Genomic DNA, 24,275 nt, shown 5'->3' on the forward strand with positions numbered 1-24,275 from the left:
TGCTATTCCTACATTGCCAAAATACGGATTTGATCGCCTTTTGCGAGTAACAAACCTTCGGCGAGTTCTGGGCTAATTACCACCTGCTCTGCTTTATCATCAACGCAGAGATAAGCTGCGGTCGCTCTGTAATTGGCTAATTGAGTGTTAGAGACAATAAATTGCTTATCGGATTCAGGCATATCACCAATTTCGACCGTCAGTAGACGGCTTTCACGCACAGCACGAATATCGGTTAAACGGCACTCGACCGTTGGGCCACCATCGAAAATATCCACATAACCGCGGCATCTAAAACCTTCGGCCTGCAGCAAGCTTAGGGCCGGACGCGTATTAGTGTGTACTTCGCCGATCACTTTTTGCGCCTCTTCTGGCAGCAGGCAAACATACACAGGGTTACGGGGCATCATCTCCGCCATAAAGGCTTTTTTACCTAAGCCAGACAGGTAGTCAGCTTGAATAAAATCAATGCCTAAAAAGTTTTTTTGCAACCAACCATAGAAGGGAGAATGACCATCTGCATCACTCACGCCACGCATTTCAGCAATCACCGTTTCGCCAAAGCGTTTGGCATGCTGCGCCAAAAACAGAAAACGGCTGCGGGATAACATGCGGCCATTATTCCCCTTACGATAAGGCTCCCGTAAAAACAGGGTACAAAGCTCAGCGGCGCCGGTGTAATCGTGACAAAGGGTTAAGGTTTCCACCTCGTTGCGAACTTCAATTTGCTCAGAATGGTACACCTCAGTTCCGAGACGATAGTGGTAGAAGGCATCCTCCATACCGACTGCGGCTTCAATCGCGCAGGTGCCGACCACTTCACGGGTCGCGGTATCCTCGAGCACCATTAAGTAGCCTTCATCAAAGGGCTTATCGACAACTTTGGCAAAAGAGGCTTCAGCACGGGCAATTTTATGCCGAAGCAAATCGGCATTGACTGGCAATGAGGTAAAACCATGACCAGACTCTTCGGCAATTTGGTATAGAGATTCAAAGTCGCCAGCCCGAATAGGACGTATGATTAACATCTTAGTGTCTCCTCACTTAAGCTTGCAGTGCACCAATGCGCCTATCTTCAAAAGACAGGAATGATATCTGCAAGAATTCCCTGACAAAAAAGGAGTGCGAATAAAATTCAGCACTCCTTTGGTCCTTAGGCAGCGGCGATGCTCGCCACAGCACGTTCAAAACGTGCCAGACCTTCTGCAATATCTGCCTCAGGGATCACCAGTGAAGGTGCAAAACGAACCACGTTGGCTCCCGCCATCAGGCTCATTAAGCCTTCAGCAACAGATGCCACTAAAAAGTCACGTGAACGACCTTGATATTGTTCATTAAGAACCGCCCCTAACAGTAAGCCTTTACCGCGAACTTCAGAGAAAACGTGATATTTTTCATTAATTTTATTCAAGCCATCGCGTAATAATTGCTCGCGATGTTTCACACCATTCAACACTTCTGGCGTGTTAACCACATCTAATACCGCATTACCAATAGCACAGGCCAGCGGGTTACCACCATAGGTTGAACCGTGAGTCCCCACTTTCAGGTGCTCAGCAATTTCCGCGGTAGTCAGCATAGCTGCAATAGGGAAACCACCGCCAAGTGCTTTAGCCGTGGTCAGAATATCCGGCACTATGTCGGTGCCCATGTAAGCATAAAGTTCGCCTGTACGACCAACACCGGTTTGTACTTCGTCGAAAATCACCAGTGCATTGTGTTTATTTGCCAGTTCACGCACCGCTTTGAGGAACGCAGGATCAGCATTAATAATACCGCCCTCGCCTTGCAGTGGCTCTAGCATGATGGCGCAGGTTTTATCCGATACGGTCGCTTCTAATGCCGCAACATCGTTATAAGGTAAGTGGGTGATGCTTTGCGGTTTTGGACCAAAACCATCGGAATAGGCCGCTTGACCACCAACGCTCACGGTGAAAAAAGTACGACCGTGGAAGGCTTTATCGAAGGCGATAATTTCATCTTTCTCTACGCCGTATTTTTCTAAAGCATAACGACGGGCTAATTTCAGTGCCGCTTCGTTGGCTTCGGCGCCAGAGTTGGCAAAATAGACACGCTCAGCAAATGTGCTATTGACTAACTTAGTGGCCAGTTCGAGTGCAGGCTCGTTAGTCATGACGTTAGACAGATGCCATAATTTTTCGCCTTGGGTTTTTAAGGCATTCACTAAGGCAGGATGACAGTGACCTAAGCAATTTACCGCAATACCGCCAGCAAAATCGATAAATTCGTTACCCTCTTGATCCCACACTCGGCTGCCTTCACCACGCACTGGAATCACTGCCGCTGGCGCATAATTAGGCACCATCACCGCATCAAACTGGGCACGATTCAACTTCATATCAACGCTCATTCTTCTTCATCCTTTGTTTAAATGTAACGGCATCGGGAGCCGTCTGAGTCCCCAACGTATCTTTATCTTGAGTTAGTGATACAGGGTATGCTTGTGTCTATTAATAGCCATTATTAGCGAAATTGTGATCAAAATACCAGTTTTTCACAAACAACATTCACCATGCTTAAGGCCAAAGTGCATAAAGATTGCAGTTTAAGAACTATACAAGCGTTTACGCCAGAGGCATTTAGCATATTTAGTCAGAAAAAAAGTTATTTACCTCTATTTTTGCTAGCTATTCACCGAATATGAATAACTACACAATTTTAACGAATCAGCTGTGAAAGCACAAAATCCGCAATTTGTTCCCTCGCCTCAAGCGCTTCGGGCAACAGATGGAACAGGGGAAAAACATGGGGCATGTTGTGATAAAAACGCGATTCTACCGCGCCACCACAGGCCTTAACTTGCATAACCAGTCGTTCTGAGTCCTGTAAAAGCAACTCACGCGTACCGGCAATCACTAAGAGTGGTGGCAGGTCTGCCAAGTTCCCCTGTAAAGGTGAAACCCGTTCTGACATAGGATTCGCCCCAGCAAGATACGCCCCGCGCAGCCGTAATAGCGACTCAATGGTAAAGAACGGGTCATCCGCGCCTAAAATCAGCTCGGTTTCGCCGGTAATCGCTAAATCCAGCGCGGGAGACAACAACACACAGGCTTTAGGCATGGGCAGATGGCGCTTTTTAAGTTCGAGCAACAGACTTAAGGCTAAATTACCGCCGGCAGAATCGCCCATCAGCACTAGGTTATCGCTGCCTTTCAACTCAATTAAGTGCAGGTATGCCTCGAGTACATCGTCACAGGGCGCGGGATACGGATGCTCCGGCGCTAAACGATAATCAGGGATAAACGTATCGAGGCGACAACGTTCGCTGATATCGGCCACCAGTCTTGCGTGGGCATGGGGAGTTTTAAAACAGAATCCGCCGCCACGAATGTAAAATAGATTGCCCAAACGCGGCGTGTCATTGAGCAGCACGTAATGCAGTAGTGTGGAATGTTGTAAGGGAATTGAAGCCGTAACGAGCTTTTCAGGCCATGGCAACCAGCGCTTATCCAGCTCTAATAAACGTTGCCGTACTTGGCTTAGGGGAAGTTTGGCTTTACCTCGGCTGATCGATGGCCGTGCCACATAGGATAAAATAGTATTTAATACAGAAGCTTGCCAGCTTGGCATTTCCCGTCCTCCACATCAGTGCCGCAATTGGACACCGATGGGAGCGGCGTGCAGATTACAGCAGATCCAACTTCCGATAATTCTGTGCTTTTAGGCGCAGCACTTCCTGCTCGCTGAGCTCGTAATAATCGAACATTAAGCGTTTTTCCTGCGGCTCGATTTGGCGCATCTCTTCAAGCAACAGCACCTTAGCATAACAATTCGCCCGTGCCACTAATGCGGCTGGCATCGAGAGTTCGCGGTAAGTTAAGGTTTGGTCCAACTCTTTAAGCAATTGAGTTAATGGACTCTGTTCAAACTTAAGTAACTCTAATAGTTGCCAATTAAGCTTATGTCCATGGGCTAACACTTGCTCAAAAACCACTTTAGCAGGGAATTCGGTGGCAATAACAGCATCGTAGACTTCTTTATCTCGACTTGAGCTTGCCTCACGGATCCAATTGCCCCAAGTTTTATCAAATAAACGCGCACTGAGACTCAGCACGACTGAAGTGCCCAACTGATTCATTAATGCACCACTATAGACGAGTGCTGAGTCAGTATTATGAAGCTGCGCTAACGCATTCGCTGCTATTCCACTGACAATGCTATAGCGCCACAACTTGCGGGTGGTCCAGAGTAACTTAGCGTTGCCACTGGGCAGCCAATTACGCAGGCAAAAATAAGGAATAATGGTACGCAGGTTTTCGATGCCAATGTAATTCATTACTAATTTGATATCGGTGACGCGTACGTCGGAACTCTGCGGGCGGCGCGCCCGAAATGCAGGACTATTAACCATATTGGTTAAATCACGGCATAACCAGCTTAAATTGCTGATTAAAGGTCTTAATCTTGTGGCATCAAGATTTTTAGCCAGCAGTAATTCAAGTAACAGGAGTTGCGATTCGTTAATATCCGACTTGGCTAGCACTAACTCAGGGGAAGCTAATTGATGCTCAATAGCATTATTCACTGTGTCAATAAGTTGCTTTGAAATGGCCTCAAATACTTCTCGAGCTTGAATTTGTTTAAGTAGCCGTGACAGTATCGCCTCTCGCTCTACATCGAGTTTATTAGCATCAGCCTCAAGCTCTTGGTCTAAATCATCCAATAGAGTAGGACTGGCTTTTTGTTTACCGAGAATAAGTTGCTGATAGAGCCTATGTTCTATCTCTAAAATTTTGCCAGGTCTGACGCCGCCCGCTACCGATATCGCCACAGTTTACCTTTCCTATCTCGCCCGTGCTAAGTGGCGCGCATACGCTAAAATCGTTAAAAACATTGCAATTTCAGCATATAGGTTACCTCTTGGCAATAAGCAAACAAGTGACTATTTTACAACCCTGATTAGATTCACTCGCGCCGAAATCCACGCAACAAAAAGGCCTCATATTGAGGCCTTAATACTTTCGCGAGATTTACTTAAGCTCTTGTTCAAAGAGTTTGTAAATACGGCGATATTCGTCTAACCAGCTCGATGGCTGACGGAAGCCGTGGGGCTCAACCGGATAAATCGCGGTTTCGAACATCGGTTTTTCCAGCTCGATAAGATGCTGCAACATACGCACGCTATCTTGGAAAAACACGTTATCATCCATCACGCCACTCATGATCAGTAATGGCTTAGTCAAGCCTTGGGCATGTTCAATAGGCGAGCTACGCTCATAGGCGATAGGGTCAACATCCGGCGTGTTTAAAATATTGGAGGTGTATGGCGCGTTGTAATGTGCCCAATCCGCCACAGGGCGCAGTGCTGCGCCTGCTTGGAATAATTCCGGCTCAGTAAATAAGGACATAAAGGTTAAGAAACCGCCGTAAGAACCGCCATAAGTACCGACGCGCTTAATATCCACGTTGGCATTTTGGCCCATCCAAGTCACGCCGTCTTTTAAATCTTCGACTTCAGGATGCCCCATATTGCGATAAATTGCCGTGCGCCAATCGCGACCATAGCCTTTAGAACCACGATAATCCATGTCCATCACCACATAGCCTTGTTGGGTCAGTAGGTTGTGGAACATAAACTCACGGAAGTAACCACTGAAACCATAATCGGCATTTTGTAAGTAACCTGCGCCATGGTTAAAAATAACGGCAGGATATTTTTCGGCGCGGGATTTGTCGTATCCCTGCGGCAAATAAACCCGCGCATACACTTGGCCAGCGCCATGATTAGAAGGTACGGCTACCACTTCGGGCGCTTGCCATGGATATTGCTTAAAGGCATCGCTGGTGTATGACGTGAGCTGTTTTAACTCACCGCCAATCGGTTGAACATACAGCTCATTCGGCTCTGTACGGCGAGAGGCATTCAGCAGCAACTTAGTGCCATCGGGGCTTAAGCTGTAATCTAAGTTACCGTCCCACTGGGTTAATTGCTCATTTTTGCCCGAGGCGATATTCACACGGTGAACATTGTAAATACCAGGGTGGCTTTGGTTAGCCTTGTAGTAGATGTAGTTTGCATCGGGCGATAGGGTAATATCACTCACCACAAACTTACCTTGAGTCAAAGCGCGGGGCTTTTCGCCACGAGCCTTGATATAAAGCTGGGAATAACCTGTTTCTTCAGAGAGATAGTACAGACTGTTCGTACCGGGTAACCAGCCAAATTGGTTATAGTCGTAGTTCACCCAAGCATCATCATGCAGGCGATGCTCGGTGATAAACTTGCCCTTTGCCAGATCGACACTGGCAATCCAACGATCTTTGTTATCGATCGCTTCGACCATCACCGCCAGTTTGTCCTCAGACTCATGCCATTGAATCGCGCTTTGAGTCCAGCCCCAATCCTGCATCAGCTGGATTTTACGTGGAGCCTTAGTACTTTGATATGACTCACCTTTTGCTTTAGCATTTTCACTCTTAACCTTAGCTAAAACGTCTTCATCGAAGCCAGTTAAGCCTTCGATAGTCACATCGATCTGTTTATGCTCATTGAGGTCTAACACCACAAAGCGCTGTCCTGGTGGATTATCTTCCGCGACACGGGCACGCACGGGCACAGGGTCGATATAGCCTTCGCTACCGAGGTAGTTTGGCATGATGTCGTGTTCACTGCTGCCGGTGTAATTTTTATCGGTTAGGGCTACAAACAGATAGCGACCGTCTGGCGACAGACTTAGCTCAGACACCACCTCGGCATCACCTAGATACCAAGTGTTAGCGGCGAGGGTCGGATCGCTCTTTTGCAGCTCGTTCTTAAACTGTTCTTTGGCTTTGGCATTTTCCTGCTGCAACGCCACATATTGAATGAGTCTGTGCTGCTGCTTGGCTAAGTAGCTGCTGGGTTCTTTCACACCTTCAGGCGCTTTCGCCATTTTGATTTCAGCCAACTGCTCCACTAATCCACTGTCTTGATGGATTTGGAAAACATTATCCCCTTGCCAATAGGCGATATCGCCATTGTTAAGGTAACGCAGGCCACTGATGGCAGTGCGCTGGCGGGTAAGCTGGGTGATTTTGCCAGAGCTTAAATGCTTAACAAAAATATTGCCTTGGTAGAGATACGCCTTGTTAGCTTTAGTGCTATCGAACACACCAAACTGTTGATCAGCCGCATGTAGCTTATCGATGGCCAGTTCAACGGCGCGGCTGTCATTAATGCCCTGCTGATAATAATTCCGTAATGGCGATGCACTGGGTTGGCGCGCAAAGAAAACGCTCTGACTGTCATCGCTCCAGTAGGCTTCCTTAGCGAAAATCCCCATCCAATCGGGGTTCGCCATAATTTGATTCAGCGTAAGCGGTTGTGAAACTTGGGGAGGCTGAGCTAAAGGGAATTGATAAGCCTGTGGTGTGGTCGCGGGAGTTGCCGTTTCGGTTGAGGTGGCGGCGCAACTCGTCAATACCGCAACGGCTAACGCACTTAAACCCAAATTTCGCATTACGCTGTTCATTTGTCCTTCCTTTTATTGTTATCGCAGCCCTAGTTACACTTTGGAGCTAACTCCATGAGTACGTGAGCAGGCATCGTTTTGCGGCAGTTATATCACACTTGAGCGACATATTTGCTTAAATGAAGGAGAAATCTTGTAACAAAGAGTAGAGCAAAATCGATTTTTTGGATTCAACCTAAGCCGATTGAGATAAGAAATTTGCCAACAATTCATGCCCTTGTTCGGTCAGAATCGACTCGGGGTGAAATTGCACACCAAAGAGCGGCAACTCTTTATGACTCATCGCCATAATTTCGCGTCCATGGCTCGGGTCATCAAACCAAGCATCCAGCACAAAACCGTCAGGTATGGTATCAACCAGTAATGAATGGTAGCGAGTTACCGTTAATGGTTGGTTTAACCCTTTAAACAGGCGCTCACCAGTATGGGTAATCTCGCTAACTTTACCGTGCATCACCCGCTGTGCTCGCACAACTTTGGCCCCAAACACCTGCGCCATGGCTTGATGTCCTAAGCACACGCCAAGGATCGGTAAACGAGTAGCAAAATGCTCAATTGCTGCCAAGGAAATCCCCGCTTCGTTAGGTGAGCAAGGACCAGGAGAGATGACTAAATGATTCGGCGATAGCGCCTCGATTTCCGCTAAGCTGATTTCATCATTGCGTTTAACCACGATCTCTTGCCCTAACTGCTGAAAATACTGCACTAAGTTAAAGGTAAAAGAGTCGTAATTGTCGATCATTAGCAACATACAAAATCCATTGGCTCAAATGGGAAGTCGATGCACTCCACGGCTGAAATGCGGCGCAAATGCTACCACAGCACTAGCTTGGGATTAAGCATTAAAAAAACAAAAAGCCAGTCAATTGACTGGCTTTCCATAGTATAGATCAGAGCACAAGTAACTTATTTGACTAAGGTTAAATGGCTACGACGCTTAGGCGGCTCGTCCTTGGGTTCAGTTGGCTTCTCGGCGGTCTCAATAACAGGCAATGTCGATTCAGCTTCATCTTCCACTAAGTACGCATCTTCAATGTCAAAGACCGTCCCTGCGCCATTTTCACGGGCGTATATGGCCACAATCGAAGCCATTGGCAATAGCACCTGCTGAGGCACACCACCAAAACGCGCATTGAACTCCACAAATTCATTACCAATTTGCAAATTGCCCACTGCACCAGCCGCGATATTTAATACAATCTGGCCATCCTTCACATATTGCTGCGGTACTTGAGTGCCTTTGACAAAGGCATCAACCACAACGTGAGGTGTTAATTGGTTATCCATCAACCAATCGTAGTAAGCCCTGAGTAAATAAGGACGATTTGGAGTCAACGCTTTCATTACATACCCATGCGCATTTCGCGTTCAGCTTCAGTCAACGAAGCTTTAAAAGATTCACGCTCAAAAATACGTGTCATGTAAGCTTTGATGTCTTTTGCTACGCGGCTGTCTAACTCAATACCCAATACAGGCAAACGCCATAATAATGGGCCAAGGTAACAATCCGCTAAACCAAATTCTTCACTCATAAAGTAAGGCATTTCAGCAAATACTGGCGCGATTGACAGTAAACTTTCAGTCAGCTCTTTACGAGCAGCCTCTGCGCGGTCACCTTTACGAATACGTGCGACGAGTGAGTACCAATCAGTATCGATACGATGCATCATCAAGCGGCTTTGACCACGAGATACAGGGTAAACAGGCATCAAAGGTGGATGAGGGAAACGCTCATCCAAGTATTCCATAATGATACGTGACTCATAGAGTACGAGCTCACGGTCTAATAAAGTAGGTACTGAGTTATAAGGATTTACTTCGAGTAAATCCTCAGGCATTTCATTAGGGTCGACCTGTAAAACATCAACAGTAACCCCTTTCTCAGCTAACACGATACGGACTTGATGGCTATAAAGATCATCAGCACCTGAAAACAGTGTCATGACAGAGCGTTTGTTGGCAGCAACAGCCATTGATACCCTCCAGAGTCGAAATAAAACAAAAGTAAACGAGGGGCAAAGCCCCCCGTTTACACTATGCGGATACTATATTTTACCCGTTATTGGTGCCTAGTGTACATCTTTCCAATACTCTTTCTTCAAGAGGTAGGCCACAATAAAGAATATAAACAGGAATCCGAGCACCCACCAACCTAAAGCTTGACGCTCTAACTTAACAGGTTCAGCTGAATAAACTAAGAAACCAGTGATATCACGTACCGCTTGGTCATACTCTTCAGCATTTAACTTACCACCAGAAACCACAATTGTACCATCTTCTTGCTTAACAGGCGTGCCTTGCAGTTCTTCAAGAACATGTGGCATACCCACAGAAGGGAATACAGTGTTATTTACGCCAAATGGGCGGCTTGGATCTTTGTAGAAGCCTTTGAGGTATGAATACACCCAATCTTCGCCACGAACCCGTGCTACTAAGGTAAGATCTGGTGGTGTTGCGCCAAACCATTTAGCCGCATCTTTGTGTGGGATTGCGTTTTGCATCAGTTCACCAATTTTGGCATCGGTAAACATATACTTGTTACGCATATCATCGGCAGAAATACCGAGATCGTTCGCCACACGCTCATAGCGTTGATACTGAGTGCTATGACAACCAGAACAATAGTGTTGGAACATATCCAAACCACGCTCTAAAGAAGCCTTATCATGCAGATCAACATTGGCTTTTTCTAAATGTACATTGTGTCCACTCGCGGCCATTGCCAGCGTCGGGATCAATGTAACTAATGCAATCAGTAATTTTTTCATTAGTGTGTCAACCTCGCTGGAACAGGCTTAGTTTTCTCATTTTTGCTGTATAACCACAGTAATAAGAAGTAGCCGAAATACGTCACAGTGAAGATACGTGCAACAATAGTCAGCTCTGGTGTTGCAGGTACAGCGCCTAAATAACCTAAGACGATGAACGATACAGCGAACTGAGCGATGTTCAACTTGTGCAGCGTGCTGCGGTAGCGAATTGACTTCACTTTACAACGGTCTAACCAAGGCAATACGAACAGTACTGCAATCGACAGCCCCATCATTACCACACCGCCCAATTTGTCGGGAACAGCACGTAAGATGGCGTAGAAAGGTGTAAAGTACCATACTGGTGCAATGTGCTCCGGTGTCTTCATTGGGTTAGCCGCTTCAAAGTTTGGCTTCTCAAGGAAGTAACCACCGCCTTCAGGGATGAAGAACAGTACGTAACAGAACACGATCAGGAAGCCTGCAACGCCCATAATATCTTTAACTGTGTAGTATGGGTGGAATGGAATGCCATCAACTGGCCAGCCATTCTCGTCTTTGTTCTTCTTGATTTCGATACCGTCTGGGTTGTTTGAACCCACTTCGTGCAGAGCGATTAAGTGTAAGAACACTAAAACCACTAACACTAATGGCAGTGCGATAACGTGCAGAGCAAAGAAACGGTTCAGTGTGGCGCCAGAGATCACGTAGTCACCACGGATCCATAGAGTTAAGTCATCACCGATAACAGGGATAGCACCGAACAGAGAAATAATTACCTGCGCACCCCAGTAAGACATTTGTCCCCATGGCAACAAGTAACCCATAAAGGCTTCAGCCATCAGCACGAGGAAAATCAACATACCGAATAGCCACAGCAGTTCTCTAGGCTTTTGATATGAACCGTAAATCAGACCACGGAACATATGTAAGTAGATCACCACAAAGAACGCAGACGCACCCGTTGAGTGCATATAACGCAATAACCAGCCGTACTCTACGTCACGCATGATGTATTCAACAGAAGCGAAAGCACCTTCTGCTGTGGGTACATAGTTCATCGTTAACCAGATACCCGTCAGTAATTGGTTAACCAATACCAACATCGCTAGCGAACCAAAAAAGTACCAAAAGTTAAAGTTAGTTGGCGTAGCATACTGACCCACATGGCGATTATACGTCGCCGTCATTGGGATCCGAGCATCAATCCAATTAATTAAATTCTTAACCATTACGCCACTCCTTTATCTACACCGATGATAACAGTGCCATCATCAACATATTGATGTGGAGGGATAACTAGGTTCAATGGAGCTGGAACGCCTTGGAACACGCGGCCCGCCATATCGAACTTAGAACCATGACATGGGCAGAAGAAACCAGAAGTCACACCTTGAACTTGCTCAGCAAATGAATCTGGCAAATAAGTGGGTGAACATCCTAGGTGGGTACAAATACCGACAGCAATAAAATACTCTGGCTTGATTGAGCGCAGAGGATTTGTTGCATATTCAGGCTGCTGCATTTCAGCAGAAGCTGGATCTCTTAACTTATCGTCGTGTGTTGGCAGTTCATTGATCACCGCTTCAGTGCGACGAACAACCCATACAGGTTTTCCTCGCCATTCAACACGGATCAGCTGACCTGGCTCTACTTTACTGATATTTACTTCGACCGGTGCACCTGCAGCTTTCGCTTTGGCACTCGGATTCCATGACTTGATGAAAGGAACCGCTACAGCGACGGCACCAGCACCACCTACTACGGCGGTTGCGGCTGTCAGGAATCTGCGACGTCCGGTATCGACTGGCGCATTGCTCATCCACTTATCTCCCAGAGGGTGTTGGAATTTTTATATTTCAAAGACTTTTTGCCTCTTAGTTATCACCATGGGCAAAAATCGAAGTTTGAAGCGGGGCTCATTATAGCTAAAAATTAGAAGCAGATCATAGTGAAAACACGCAAGTAAGTTAGGGAGATTGCGAGTTTTTTAAAAAAAGGGCAAAAAAAGTACAGCTGTTAAGCAATTTTAATCGTTTTGAACTGTTTTTTGAGCATATTGACTGTGTGATAGGCATAAACAATGCATTGCTAATGTAATTTTAGCGCTCACTTTGTCACTTACTGTTTTCATTTAGGATAAAAAAAATGGGCCCCAGTGATTGGGGCCCATTCTGAACGATTTAGCATCGCTTATTTCTTAGTAGCACTACTCTTCATGTATTTGAAGAATTCGCTATCTGGCTCTAACACCATAACGTCTGAACTTCCGGAGAAGCTCGCACGATAAGCATCTAAACTACGCAAAAAGCTAAAAAATTCAGGATCTTTGTTATAAGCATCCGAATAAATTTTTGCAGCTAATGCATCACCTTCACCACGAATGGTTAAGGCTTTACGCTCTGCTTCCGCAATTTTAACAGTAACATTGGCATCAATCGTAGCGCGAATAATTTCAGATTGCTCTTTACCTTGAGCACGGTGCTCTTTAGCCACAGCTTGACGCTCAGCGCGCATACGTTGGTAAATACTGTTACTCACGTTTGCGGGTAGGTTGATCTGCTTAACACGCACGTCAACAACCTCAATACCTAAATCTTTAGCACTCTCAGCAGCATTCGCTAACGCGTTATTTTGTAACTCATCACGCTGCCCAGAAACGATCTCTTTGATCGTACGACGACCAAACTCGGTACGTAAATCGTTGTTGATCTTACGTTGCAGTAAGGTCTCAGCATTCGATTTAATCCCCCCATTAGTAGAGAGGTAGTATTTTTCGAAATCAAAAATACGCCACTTCACATAGGAGTCGACCATTAAGTCTTTTTTCTCAGAGGTGACGAAACGATCTGCAGCACCATCTAAGGTTTGGATACGCGCATCAAGCAACTTCACTTTATCGATCACAGGTACTTTAAAGTGTAAACCTGGGCCGAAAACACGTGTTACTTGTTTGCCTTCAACTTTATCTTTAACGATTTCGCCAAAGCGCGCCACAATCGCACGTTCGCCTTCGTTAACCACCATCACAGATGACAAACCAATGCCTAATATAACGGCGATCAGAACAATACTTAATCTACCCATGAATTACTCCCTCCCCTGGCGAGCACGTTCCTCGCGAGATGGGCGTTCACTCAAAGGCTCACCAATGCGTGTAGTTGAAATAGATGAAGAATTGACATTCTGTTGAGGTTTAGGCTCAACGTCTGGCATAGTCGCAGGCTTCTCTTTCATTAACTTGTCTAGTGGCAGATACATTAAATTGCCGTTGTTTTTAGCATCGATAATGACTTTGTTAGTGTCAGTCATCACCTGTTGCATTGCATCGAGATACAAACGCTTACGGGTCACTTCAGGCGCAGCTTGGTATTCAGGTAAGAGCAACTCGAAACGAGCCACTTTACCGCGCGCCTCTAAAATTTCACGTTCTTTATAAGCATTAGCTTGTTGCGCCATGCGCTCGACTTCACCACGTGCTTTCGGTTCAATCTCACGGGCATAGGCTTCAGCCTCACGAATAAAGCGTTGTTCGTCTTCTTGCGCTGAAATGGCATCGTCGAATGCATCTTTCACTTCTTCAGGCGGACGCGCTGGCAAGAAGTTAACGTCAACAATAGCCAAGCCCAACTTGTACGGCTCAAGAATGCGTTCTAATTCTTTCCAAGTATCGCGACGAATAGCATCACGGCCGGTGGTCAGAATATCGTCCATCTTGTTGTGACCAATGACATAGCGCAGCGCACTGTCAGTGGCTTCACGTAAACTGGCATTGGCGTCTACCGCACTAAAAAGATAGGCATACGCATCAGAAATACGATATTGCACGTCTAGCTCAACCTTCACGACGTTTTCATCAGAAGTTAGCATGCTGCCAGATGATGGCACAGAGCGAACTGATTGCACGTCAACAGGATAAATTTCATCGATAAACGTTGGTTTCCAGTGAAGACCCGGTCCCACCTCACCATTATGTTGACCAAAACGCAACGCTACGCCCCGCTCGGCTTCTTTAATGGTGTACAAACCCGAAAGTCCCCAAACAACAAAAGCGATGGCAAGAATGATGATTAAGCTAAAGGAACTAAAGTTTTGGCCAGAAGAGCCATTACCTTTGCCGCCAAAGCGTTTTGAAAGATTACGAAAAACCTCATCAAGGTCCGGTGGTCCTTTGTCGTTACCACCTTTATTTCCCCAAGGATCATTACCCTTGTTACCGGGCTCGTTCCAAGCCATTTAGCACTCCATAAGTGGATGAAATAAATTAGATTATTAACAAACAGCCTTTTCTATCGACGCATCGTAGATAAAGGTTTCTAACTCACCCTGACTCTGTTTAGCTAATCGGCGCCAATCGGCATCCGATAAACGAACAGACAAAATACAGTTCCCCAGATCGTCGTACTCTTTCTGCTGTATCGCATCCAGTCGATAAAACTGGCCAAGATAATGTCCAGCAGTTGCCGGAATCTTAAGTGTAAACTCATGAATAACTTCACCAATTAACTCAGTGATCGCCTTCAAGAGCAGATCAAACCCCAAACGCTTTTGTGCCGAAACCCAGACTCGTACAGGCTTACCGCGTTCATCATATTCGATACGCGGCGTCACATCTTCAAGCAAGTCAATTTTATTGCAAACAATCAATTGCATCACTTTATCAGCATCTATATCTTTAAGCACTGATTGTACTTGCTCAAAATTATCCGCCATATTTTCATCTGCACAATCAACAATATGCAGTAACAAATCTGCTTGACGCGTCTCTTGTAATGTTGCTTTAAATGCAGCAACGAGATCATGTGGCAAATGACGAATAAAACCTACAGTGTCCGCTAAAATTACGGCACCGTCGGGTAGATCTAATTTTCTCAATGTAGGGTCAAGAGTCGCAAATAGCTGGTCAGCTGCATAAACATCAGATGAGGTTAAGGCATTAAACAGCGTCGACTTGCCCGCGTTGGTATAACCCACTAATGAGACGGTTGGCATGTCACTACGCTTACGGGCGCGGCGACTCTGCTCACGTTGTTTATCAACACGCTCTAAGCGTTTGTTGATATTTTTAATGCGCCCCCGAAGCAAGCGCCTATCTGTTTCGAGCTGGGTTTCCCCTGGGCCACGTAAACCAATACCACCCTTTTGGCGCTCAAGGTGAGTCCAACCACGCACTAGGCGAGTCGACATGTGGCGCAATTGCGCTAGCTCCACCTGCAGCTTACCTTCATGAGTCCGAGCTCTTTGGGCGAAAATATCTAAGATCAGTGATGTCCTGTCCAATACTCGGCACTGACATACCTGTTCAAGATTTCGCTCCTGAGCTGGACTCAAGGCGTGATTGAAAATAACCACATTAGCCTCGGTGGCTGCCACTAAGGCGGCTAACTCCTCGGCTTTACCAGAACCAATAAAAAACTTACGGTCTGGTGAGCGTCGACTTCCAGTAATGACCCCGACTGAGCGTGCTCCAGCTGATTCGACTAATAGCTGTAACTCCACTAAGTCTTCTCGGCGTTCCTCATCGGAAAAGTCGATATGGACAAGAACCGCTGTTTCTCCCGCCTCATAACGATCAAACAAGAAGCAAACTCCTTAACTAAACTTTATTCGCCACTTGGCATATCGTCTTGCGCGCCATAACCGCCCTGGGCATTTTGATGGCCAGCAACGTTAAATGGACGAGCAGGAACCACAGTAGAAATAGCGTGTTTGTAAACCATTTGGCTCACTGTGTTTTTCAACAGAATGACAAACTGATCAAACGACTCTACCTGTCCTTGGAGTTTAATGCCGTTTACCAAGTAAATAGATACAGGAACGCGCTCGCGGCGTAGTGCGTTCAAAAATGGGTCTTGTAAAGATTGCCCCTTAGCCATTTTATTATTTCCTTTTTAATTTATATAAAAATAAATCGATATCAGTGAAGTTTTTTGTTTAGTTTTAGTATTATACAGCAAGGGCTAATAAGCTAGCGGCATTGACGCATAAGTGTAACTAAATTCCCCTCAGCACCACTTTCCAGCCAATTCAACTCTGGCCAACTACGCAACCATGTTAATTGACGCTTAGCTAATTGCCTAGTAGCGGCAACGGCTTTTTCGACCATAGTATCATAGTCAAATTCACCATCGAGATATTGCCAACATTGTCGATATCCCACGCAACGCATTGAGGGTAAATCTAAATGCAAGTCACCTCTCGCTTTAAGCTGGACGACTTCATCAATAAAGCCTTGCTCTAACATTATGCGAAAACGCTGCCCGATTAACGCATGCAACACTTTACGCTCTCGCGGTGCAATGGCAAATTGCACCACATTATAGGGTAAAGGAGCCGACTTGGTCATGGTTAACTCAGTCAAACTCTTACCGCTTATTCTATAGACTTCTAACGCTCTTGAAAGCCTTTGTGGATCATTAGGATGAATTCTTTCTGCAGAGACGGGATCTATCTCCCTCAATTGCTCGTGCAGCGCTTCCCATCCGTTTGTATCCGCCTCGGCTTGAATATCGGCGCGAATAGCCTCATCAGCACTGGGTAGCGGCGATAATCCCTCTAATAGCGCCTTAAAATACATCATGGTTCCGCCCACTAATAAAGGGGTCTTGCCCATGCTGATAATCTGTTCAATCTCGCGCAGCGCATCGGCTCTAAAATCGGCGGCGGAGTAGCTCTCAGCCGGATCGCGAATATCAATCAGCCGATGCGGACCTCGTGCTAATTCCTCGGCAGAGGGCTTAGCACTGCCAATATCCATGCCGCGATAGATTAATGCTGAATCAACCGAGATAATTTCGCAATTATGCTTTTCGGCTAATTCGAGAGCTAAAGCCGTTTTTCCTGACGCCGTTGGCCCCATCAAAAAAACCACTTTAGGCTGTAATTCTTTATTCAATTGCTTGCTCTTCTAGCCACGATTGCCAAGGTAAGGATACTGCTTTACTGGCAATTTTCTGCCTTTTATCTTCCGTTAACTGACAATAAGCGGCCCAAATATCGGGTGCCGAGATAAATCCAGTTAGGCTTTGCTCTGCCAGCCATAACGCTAATGCATTGGGTGCTGGCGCTTCAAAACGTAGCGATTGTAGCCACTCAGGAATGACCTTCGCTAACTGACAGTCCCTCAGATATGGGGGCACTTTTTTAATAATCAACTGCTGGTAACGAATTGTTAGCTCTAAACCAAGTTGACGGATAAGTGTTGCATGTTCTTCGAGTAACGCTGTCCAATCAGGATCAGCGCCAACCGATACTGGCATCAATAAAGGCTGCCCAATCAATCCTGTCGCCAGTTTTATTTCAATCTCATGGCTACGGACTGCTAATGCTGCAGACTCAATACGTAATAAACTTAATTTTGGCCCATCACTAAACACCCAAAATTGTCCATCTAGTATCGATGGCATAGGTAAAACAGCTTGATAAGCCTTGTCCTGTACGCTGTAAGATGGGGTCTGCAGTAATGCACCATAACTGGCAATCGCTGTCTTAGAAGGCAGCTCAGCTCTTGCACGGCTTTCTCCAGCCGAACTACTGCGTGACTCCCTAGGTACCGCCATGCTTCCATAGGCATTGCTCTGCACCATAGTCCCCGCCCGTACGGTGGCAATATCTCGAGCACGAGACTCACCAATAGCCGTATCGACTTGACTCCCTCGATAATTTTCAGGTTGAGGAGTATTAGTCCAAGCTAAGTTAGCTTTCGGAGATTGCAGCTCGAAGGCAGTATGTTCAGACTTGGGTTCTGAAACATCATCCTCCACTTGGGGCGAACCCAGCTCGAAAGGACGTTCAAAACTAAGCTCTCCGGCTTCTTCTAACGCCGATTGCAGTGCCTGCAAAATATAATCATGCACATAACGGCTTTGATGGAATCGCACTTCATGTTTTGCTGGATGCACGTTCACATCCACCTGATGAGGATCGATATCCAGCATCAGCACATAGCCGGGTTGTTCTACTTCGGCCTTTTGTGCAAATGCTTGACGCACCGCATGATTAACTAAACGATCGCGCACTAGACGGCCATTCACATAAAAGTAATGAGTATCGGTCTGCACGGTTGACCAAGGCGATTGCAGATAACCACTTAAACGTAAATCATCGTGTTGACATTCGATTCTAAGTGCTTGATCGGCAAACGGCCGGCCCGCAACCTGGGTCAGTCGTTGTAAATATTGTGACTCATTCATCGCTGGGCGATAATTGCGCACGGTTTTACCATTGTGTGTCAGGGTAAAATGGATATCCCCCCGCACCAAAGCAATTCGCTTTAACCATTCATCAATATGGGTAAATTCGGTTTTGTCACTTTTTAAAAAGCGTCGACGCGCCGGAGTATTAAAAAATAGATCAACGACTTCAATGGTTGAACCCACCGGATGCGCCGCAGGCATGACTTTAACAGCCATATCGACGCCTTCAGCGTAAGCTTGCCACGCTTCGGTTTGCTCAGCAGTGCGCGACGTTAAGGTTAAACGGGAGACGGAGCTGATACTTGCTAAAGCCTCACCGCGAAAGCCAAAGCTGAGGATAGCTTCAAGATCGTCGAGGGAATGCAGTTTCGAGGTGGCATGGCGCGACAACGCCAAGGCTAATTCATCCTTTGGGATCCCCGAACCATTGTCACGGATCTTAATCAGCTTACTGCCGCCCTTATCGATTTCGATATCGATACGGGTTGCGCCAGCATCTAAGCTGTTCTCAACGAGTTCTTTCACCACTGAGGCCGGTCTTTCGACAACTTCGCCAGCGGCGATTTGGTTCGCCAATTGCGGCGGAAGGATCTGGATCCCCATAGACTTCATCCTATTTAGCTCTCAGGAATCACAAGTGTCTGCCCAAGCTGTACCACATCAGTCTTCATGCCATTAGCACGTATAATGCTAGCCATCGGGACTTTATAGCGCTGGGCAATAGCAGAAAGCGACTCCCCCCGACTTACCTTATGCTTAATATTTCCCGCAGATTTTGTACTTGATGGCGCAGTTGAACTTCCATGATTGCGCTTGGCCAATAAAGTATCAGCCGGAGGGTTGTTTTGGAAATAACGATTAACGCCCTTGTAAATCGCAGTGGCAATACTCTCTTGATGACGGTTGCTGCTCAGCAAACGTTCTTCTTTCGGATTCGAGATAAAGCCCGTTTCCACCAAGATTGACGGAATATCAGGAGACTTTAACACTGCAAAACTAGCTGATTCAGGACGATTCTTATGCAGCTCCGTCACTGCACCTAAATCTTTTAAAATATCCCCAGCAACCGAGTGACCAATGGCCATAGAGCTGTTCATAGACATGTCGAGTAAGGTCATAGCAAGATACTGTTCATTATCAGTATTTTGAATAATTTCCCCTGCGCCTCCCAGCAACTCTGAGTGTTTCTCTTTTTGTTCTAACCAACGACCAATTTCACTGTTTGCACGGCGCATCGACAATACCCACACAGATGCACCTCGTGGATTGGGTGATGTAAAAGCATCCGCATGAATAGAGATCAGCAAATCTGCCTTACTGTTACGAGCAAGTTCAGAGCGTTTATTCAAATTCACAAAGTAATCACCAGTGCGGATCATCACTGCACGCATTCCAGGTGTGTCGTTAATTTTGCTCGATAACCGTTTTGCAATTTCGAACACGACTTTTTTCTCATAGAGACCGGATGGTCCAATCGAGCCGGGATCATCACCACCATGCCCAGCATCAATCGCGATAACAATATCGCGGGAAGATGGCACACTTTGATTAACGGATTTTTTAACTGAAGTTGAACTCGTGACTGACGGCGAAGCCGTCACAGTTTTATCCTCTAGGTCAACCACAAGCCGATTACCATAAGGTGCCGTCACGGGTAACGAAAATAAGTTCGCATTTAAGGGTTTAACCAAATCAATAACCAAACGTAAATCGCCTTTCGTCGGAGATTTGCTGACTCGTATGCCTTTGACTAACTTACTGTTGTTATCGATATTTTTCAGGCTCAGTTTCGTCGATGCCTTTTTTAGATCGACCACTAAACGATGAGGACCATCGAGGGAAAAATAACTGTAATTGGGCACCTCACTCAAATCGAACACAATTCGTGTCGACTCGGGTGCGGCCCAAATACGCACACCTTCGAGCTGGTTGGCCGCGTGGGCTGCAACAGCAAAAAACGCGCATAAAAAAAGAATAATTCTTTGAAAGTAATACTTATTTTTAGTCATCTTTGTTTTTATTTTATCGCGGCTAATAGCGTTTTACCTGATACGGTTAAGGCTCGAATATGGATTTCACGTCCTTGGTTAAAATATTTTAAATGTAGGTGGATATCAGCATCGGGTAACAACCCTTCACCTTTGTCAGGCCATTCTACGATACAGAGGCTGCTCTGGGTAAAGTAATCACGGATCCCCATAAACTCTAACTCTTCGGGATCGTTTAAACGATACAAATCAAAATGATAAACTTCGACACCGTCGAGCTCATAAGGTTCAACTAAAGTGTAAGTTGGGCTTTTGACTGCACCTTTATGTCCTAATCCTTGAATCAAACCGCGGCTCAGAGTGGTTTTACCCGCCCCCAAATCCCCCGTTAAATACAGAGTCAAAGGCGCTTGAATATGGCGAGCCAATTTTTGCCCAACCGCAATAGTCTCGTCTTCATTATGTAATTGAAAGGTTAACTCTGTCTCTGTCATGTCCGCTTATATCACTGCCGTTATCGATTAAGGAGGCAATTTAAGCGCGGTAGTCCACCCGCGCTTAAATTTTACAGCGCCTAGAGTAAATCACTATTTACTAATTGGCGAATAAAAGGCATCAAATCGCTGGCTAACATGCCCCGTTCACCTTGAACCGCAGCAAGATCCGCCGCACAACCATGAACGACAACGCCAACGACTGTCGCCTGCATGTTATCCATACCTTGAGCCATAAGGGCGCCTATAATACCAGATAACACATCACCGCACCCACCACTCGCAAGACCTGGATTACCAACTGGCGCCACGACCATCTGTTTTCCATCAAAAATGATGGTTCCAGCCCCTTTAAGCAGCACTACTCCACCGTATTTTTGCTGCAAAGCACGCACGGCCGCTAATCGATCATGCTCAATATCAGCGACACTGCATCCCAGCAGCCGTGCGGCCTCTCCCGGATGGGGCGTGAGTACCCAGTTAGTTTGCCTGCGCGGTTCTTGACTGAGTAAATTCAATGCATCGGCATCGAGAACACAGGGTTTATCGCTTAACCCCGCGGCTTTAAACAAGTTATAACCCCAATCGTGTTTACCTAACCCAGGGCCAAGCACAACCACCTGTGCCCAACCAAGGCGCAGATACACCTCCATATCGACTAGCTCACAACCCCAAAACATTAACTCAGGTCGAGATACATTTACCGTAAGTTGGTGCTCTGGCCGACTGATCACTGTGACTAATCCAGCCCCCGCACGCAAACAAGCTTCACTGGCAAGTCGAATCGCCCCTGCCATGCCAAAGTCACCACCAATCAGGGTTACTTTACCCGATTGACCTTTGTGGCTATCCCTTGCTCTGGCGGCAAAATAGCTTTTTAGGATTTCACCACCCACTCGAGTCGCGCTTTCACCATTAAAAAAGGGAGTTAATCCCAGATCGGCAAAAGCAAGATGACCGCAGTGATGTCTTGCCTTACTGGTGAGTAGGCCTTGTTTTAAACCGCCAAAGCATAAAGTCGCATCCGCCATCACTGCGACTTGAGCGACAACACCGGTATCGGCCAAGATCCCCGAGGGGAGATCCAAACTAAGCACCCAAGCATTACTCTGATTAATGGCATGGATAAGCGCTGCAACCTGTTCTCGCACCGCGCCCTGAACGCCAGTCCCCAGTAATCCATCGATAAGGATTGGCGCCTGTAAGATCGCATCAATATTAGGAGAATCGACGATCCCACCTTGATTAAGGTAAGCCGAAAGCGCTTGTTCAAATTCTGGCGTACCCTTGGTCTTTAGTAAAAAAACGTTAACCTTATGTCCTGCTTCTAGAGCTAGACGAGCACAAACGAGGGCATCGGCACCGTTATTACCATTACCTGCGAGTACCAATAATGGCATAGCCCCAAGCTTAGGCTGGCGCACTATCTGCTCTGTTAAATAGTTAAACGCTGCGCATCCAGCACGTTCAACTAATTGATACAACGTAGCTTCCCCTTCTGAAACTGCGAGCAGTTCAGCCGCTCGCACCTGCTCTTGCGTATAAAGCGCTGTGGGTAAACTCGATAAATCTTGTGCCATAGAGGATCTCCTGCGCGACAAAATAACAAAAGAGTGACTCATCTAATCGACCATCGCTATGGATGAACACTAAACAGTTAATGGTCAAATCAACTAATGAGATCAAGAAAGTAGCAAAAAGCTTCGAGAAAAGTTATGACGTAAATCAGATGCCATGCAAAAAGCAGTGAATATGGATAACACTTATCATCCAAAAACAACAAAGCCAGCATTTAGCTGGCTTTCAGTGTTTACACGAACACAGATGAGGTATCGATAGGTTAAATATCGTCCATCCGGATAGTGCTGTGAACTAATCGTTGCTGTTGAGTTTTCTCAACTCGAATTAAGCCTTCTAATGCCGCACGCGCATCTTCAGCGGTGGTTGAGTTGACGGTTTTTTCCAATAAGCCAATCAGACGATTTTCCAAGTCGAGATGTAAATTCAACACATCATCTTCGTTCATATTGGCGGGTAACATGGTATCTTGGCAACGCTTAGTAAAATCTTCAAACACAAAGTCTTTATACCAAGTATCGAGAACCCTCGCTGGCGCCTCATCCATATAATCACGCAATTTTTCAGCGACATGCTTTTGATGAGATTCAAAATACTCCAGCATCATCTTTACTCGAGCGGAGTCAGCATGATTGTTCAGTCGGCCATAGAGTTGCGCCATATCTAAGCGGCAGTTCGCCACATACTCAAGTAAATCACGTAATTGTTGAATACGCATATAATGCACTCCAGTGTTAAGCCAACTACTTGGCGCTATTAACTTTGTCTGGATTCATTATGTAAGTAAAAGCGTTACGAATATTTGAACAAGGTCATAATTTAACTTTCGCAACGCCATCTAATTTAGGAAATCTTGAAGAAACAAGGTGCAGATCACGCATTAACCTTGCTGTTTTATTTTTTACAAAATAGAAAACATCATCGACAACAGCCGCAGGGCAGGTAAATCCTGCAACACTTAACCACATTAGTATTAAAAATAACCACGAAAACAAAGGTTAATAAATTGCAGCGATGAACGTGCTCAAAAATGCTTGGAATAATCAACAACGGAACAGACATGTTAAGTGTACAGAAAAGTAAAATAGCGCTATGTCAGTTGCGATAACTTAGTTTGAAATGATGAAGATTTTATGGGGAGACTAACGAGAAAAATTGGAGCGACATATCAGGTTCGAACCGATGACCTATACCTTGAAAAAGAAAGGTATCGCAATATCAAAAGCACAACTGAGCTAATGCTAATTGAGTACTTGATTATGGGGAGATTTAGAAAATTGGAGCGACATATCGGGTTCGAACCGATGACCTATACCTTGGCAAGGTATCGCTCTACCAACTGAGCTAATGTCGCATTTACATTTTAAGACTGTAACCGTCTGAAATTGGAGCGACATATCGGGTTCGAACCGATGACCTATACCTTGGCAAGGTATCGCTCTACCAACTGAGCTAATGTCGCATAATTTTGTATTTAATGACTTGGTGAATCACTAAATTTGTATTTGGAGCGACATATCGGGTTCGAACCGATGACCTATACCTTGGCAAGGTATCGCTCTACCAACTGAGCTAATGTCGCATTTTGTATCGCTGCTAAATTTGCCTTCAACATCCACAAAGGTATCGTCTATCCACCTTTGCCAACTGAGCTAATGTCGCATATCCTGCATTTAATGACTTGGTAAATCACTAAATTTGTAATTTGGAGCGACATATCGGGTTCGAACCGATGACCTATACCTTGGCAAGGTATCGCTCTACCAACTGAGCTAATGTCGCCTTTACTTATTTGACG

General features: G+C 45.9%; 21 protein-coding genes and 4 tRNA genes. All 25 read right to left on the minus strand.

Going from position 1 to position 24,275, the window contains the following annotated elements; genetic code table 11:
* Positions 1-8: 8 nt before the first annotated feature.
* Positions 9-1,028, minus strand: coding sequence for an arginine N-succinyltransferase (gene astA / locus HG547_RS17775; RefSeq protein ID WP_069453617.1), 1,020 nt, complete (start codon positions 1,026-1,028; stop codon positions 9-11).
* A 125-nt stretch (positions 1,029-1,153) separates the two neighbouring features.
* On the minus strand, positions 1,154-2,371 hold the full coding sequence (locus tag HG547_RS17780) for an aspartate aminotransferase family protein (RefSeq protein ID WP_169548609.1): 1,218 nt from the start codon (positions 2,369-2,371) through the stop codon (positions 1,154-1,156).
* Between the two features lie 308 nt (positions 2,372-2,679).
* Positions 2,680-3,591 carry an alpha/beta hydrolase gene (locus HG547_RS17785; protein WP_169548610.1) on the minus strand — a complete coding sequence of 304 codons (912 nt, stop codon included), beginning with the start codon at positions 3,589-3,591 and terminating at the stop codon, positions 2,680-2,682.
* A 55-nt stretch (positions 3,592-3,646) separates the two neighbouring features.
* Entirely contained in the window at positions 3,647-4,792 is a 1,146-nt protein-coding gene (locus HG547_RS17790; protein WP_037414167.1) for an HDOD domain-containing protein, read from the minus strand.
* 199 nt (positions 4,793-4,991) lie between these two features.
* Complete coding sequence (locus HG547_RS17795; protein WP_169548611.1) at positions 4,992-7,472, minus strand: prolyl oligopeptidase family serine peptidase; 2,481 nt, start codon at positions 7,470-7,472, stop codon at positions 4,992-4,994.
* Between the two features lie 175 nt (positions 7,473-7,647).
* Positions 7,648-8,223, minus strand: a complete 576-nt coding sequence (locus tag HG547_RS17800; RefSeq protein WP_169548612.1) for an aminodeoxychorismate/anthranilate synthase component II — start codon at positions 8,221-8,223, stop codon at positions 7,648-7,650.
* Positions 8,224-8,378: 155 nt separating this feature from the next.
* Complete coding sequence (locus HG547_RS17805; RefSeq protein WP_169548613.1) at positions 8,379-8,816, minus strand: ClpXP protease specificity-enhancing factor; 438 nt, start codon at positions 8,814-8,816, stop codon at positions 8,379-8,381.
* Positions 8,816-9,445 carry a stringent starvation protein SspA gene (sspA, locus tag HG547_RS17810; protein ID WP_037414175.1) on the minus strand — a complete coding sequence of 210 codons (630 nt, stop codon included), beginning with the start codon at positions 9,443-9,445 and terminating at the stop codon, positions 8,816-8,818. Before sspA ends, HG547_RS17805 begins: the two co-directional genes overlap by 1 nt.
* Positions 9,446-9,541: 96 nt before the next feature.
* A complete protein-coding gene (locus HG547_RS17815) occupies positions 9,542-10,240 on the minus strand; it encodes a cytochrome c1 (RefSeq protein ID WP_037414177.1) in 699 nt (232 codons plus the stop codon).
* The gene (locus HG547_RS17820; protein WP_011715793.1) at positions 10,240-11,454 is read right to left on the minus strand and encodes a cytochrome bc complex cytochrome b subunit; all 1,215 of its coding nucleotides are present in this window, start codon (positions 11,452-11,454) and stop codon (positions 10,240-10,242) included. The genes HG547_RS17815 and HG547_RS17820 overlap by 1 nt, the downstream gene beginning before the upstream one ends.
* Complete coding sequence (petA, locus tag HG547_RS17825) at positions 11,454-12,044, minus strand: ubiquinol-cytochrome c reductase iron-sulfur subunit (protein WP_037414180.1); 591 nt, start codon at positions 12,042-12,044, stop codon at positions 11,454-11,456. Before petA ends, HG547_RS17820 begins: the two co-directional genes overlap by 1 nt.
* Positions 12,045-12,415: 371 nt before the next feature.
* Positions 12,416-13,309 (minus strand): protease modulator HflC, encoded by an 894-nt coding sequence (gene hflC / locus HG547_RS17830; RefSeq protein WP_169548614.1) that lies wholly within the window; start codon positions 13,307-13,309, stop codon positions 12,416-12,418.
* Positions 13,310-13,312: 3 nt separating this feature from the next.
* Entirely contained in the window at positions 13,313-14,458 is a 1,146-nt protein-coding gene (gene hflK / locus HG547_RS17835; RefSeq protein ID WP_037414184.1) for an FtsH protease activity modulator HflK, read from the minus strand.
* A 36-nt stretch (positions 14,459-14,494) separates the two neighbouring features.
* Complete coding sequence (gene hflX, locus HG547_RS17840; RefSeq protein ID WP_047539763.1) at positions 14,495-15,802, minus strand: ribosome rescue GTPase HflX; 1,308 nt, start codon at positions 15,800-15,802, stop codon at positions 14,495-14,497.
* A gap of 23 nt (positions 15,803-15,825) precedes the next feature.
* Entirely contained in the window at positions 15,826-16,098 is a 273-nt protein-coding gene (hfq, locus tag HG547_RS17845; protein ID WP_011070934.1) for an RNA chaperone Hfq, read from the minus strand.
* 92 nt (positions 16,099-16,190) lie between these two features.
* The gene (gene miaA, locus HG547_RS17850; protein WP_169548615.1) at positions 16,191-17,117 is read right to left on the minus strand and encodes a tRNA (adenosine(37)-N6)-dimethylallyltransferase MiaA; all 927 of its coding nucleotides are present in this window, start codon (positions 17,115-17,117) and stop codon (positions 16,191-16,193) included.
* Positions 17,110-19,020 (minus strand): DNA mismatch repair endonuclease MutL, encoded by a 1,911-nt coding sequence (gene mutL, locus HG547_RS17855; RefSeq protein WP_169548616.1) that lies wholly within the window; start codon positions 19,018-19,020, stop codon positions 17,110-17,112. Before mutL ends, miaA begins: the two co-directional genes overlap by 8 nt.
* A 14-nt stretch (positions 19,021-19,034) precedes the next feature.
* Positions 19,035-20,426: an N-acetylmuramoyl-L-alanine amidase gene (locus tag HG547_RS17860; RefSeq protein WP_037414192.1), complete on the minus strand. Its 1,392-nt coding sequence runs from the start codon at positions 20,424-20,426 to the stop codon at positions 19,035-19,037.
* An 8-nt stretch (positions 20,427-20,434) separates the two neighbouring features.
* Positions 20,435-20,899 carry a tRNA (adenosine(37)-N6)-threonylcarbamoyltransferase complex ATPase subunit type 1 TsaE gene (tsaE, locus tag HG547_RS17865; protein WP_169548617.1) on the minus strand — a complete coding sequence of 155 codons (465 nt, stop codon included), beginning with the start codon at positions 20,897-20,899 and terminating at the stop codon, positions 20,435-20,437.
* A gap of 80 nt (positions 20,900-20,979) precedes the next feature.
* Positions 20,980-22,479, minus strand: coding sequence for an NAD(P)H-hydrate dehydratase (locus HG547_RS17870; protein WP_169548618.1), 1,500 nt, complete (start codon positions 22,477-22,479; stop codon positions 20,980-20,982).
* 260 nt (positions 22,480-22,739) lie between these two features.
* Positions 22,740-23,195, minus strand: a complete 456-nt coding sequence (locus HG547_RS17875) for a hypothetical protein (RefSeq protein WP_037426974.1) — start codon at positions 23,193-23,195, stop codon at positions 22,740-22,742.
* 560 nt (positions 23,196-23,755) lie between these two features.
* Positions 23,756-23,831: transfer RNA gene (locus tag HG547_RS17880), tRNA-Gly, on the minus strand.
* 32 nt (positions 23,832-23,863) lie between these two features.
* Positions 23,864-23,939 (minus strand) — tRNA-Gly (locus HG547_RS17885).
* Positions 23,940-23,983: 44 nt separating this feature from the next.
* Positions 23,984-24,059 (minus strand) — tRNA-Gly (locus tag HG547_RS17890).
* A gap of 124 nt (positions 24,060-24,183) precedes the next feature.
* A tRNA-Gly gene (locus tag HG547_RS17895) sits at positions 24,184-24,259 on the minus strand.
* Positions 24,260-24,275 lie beyond the last annotated feature (16 nt).

The organism is Shewanella sp. DNRA4, from assembly GCF_012843185.1.
Lineage (GTDB): Bacteria > Pseudomonadota > Gammaproteobacteria > Enterobacterales > Shewanellaceae > Shewanella > Shewanella xiamenensis.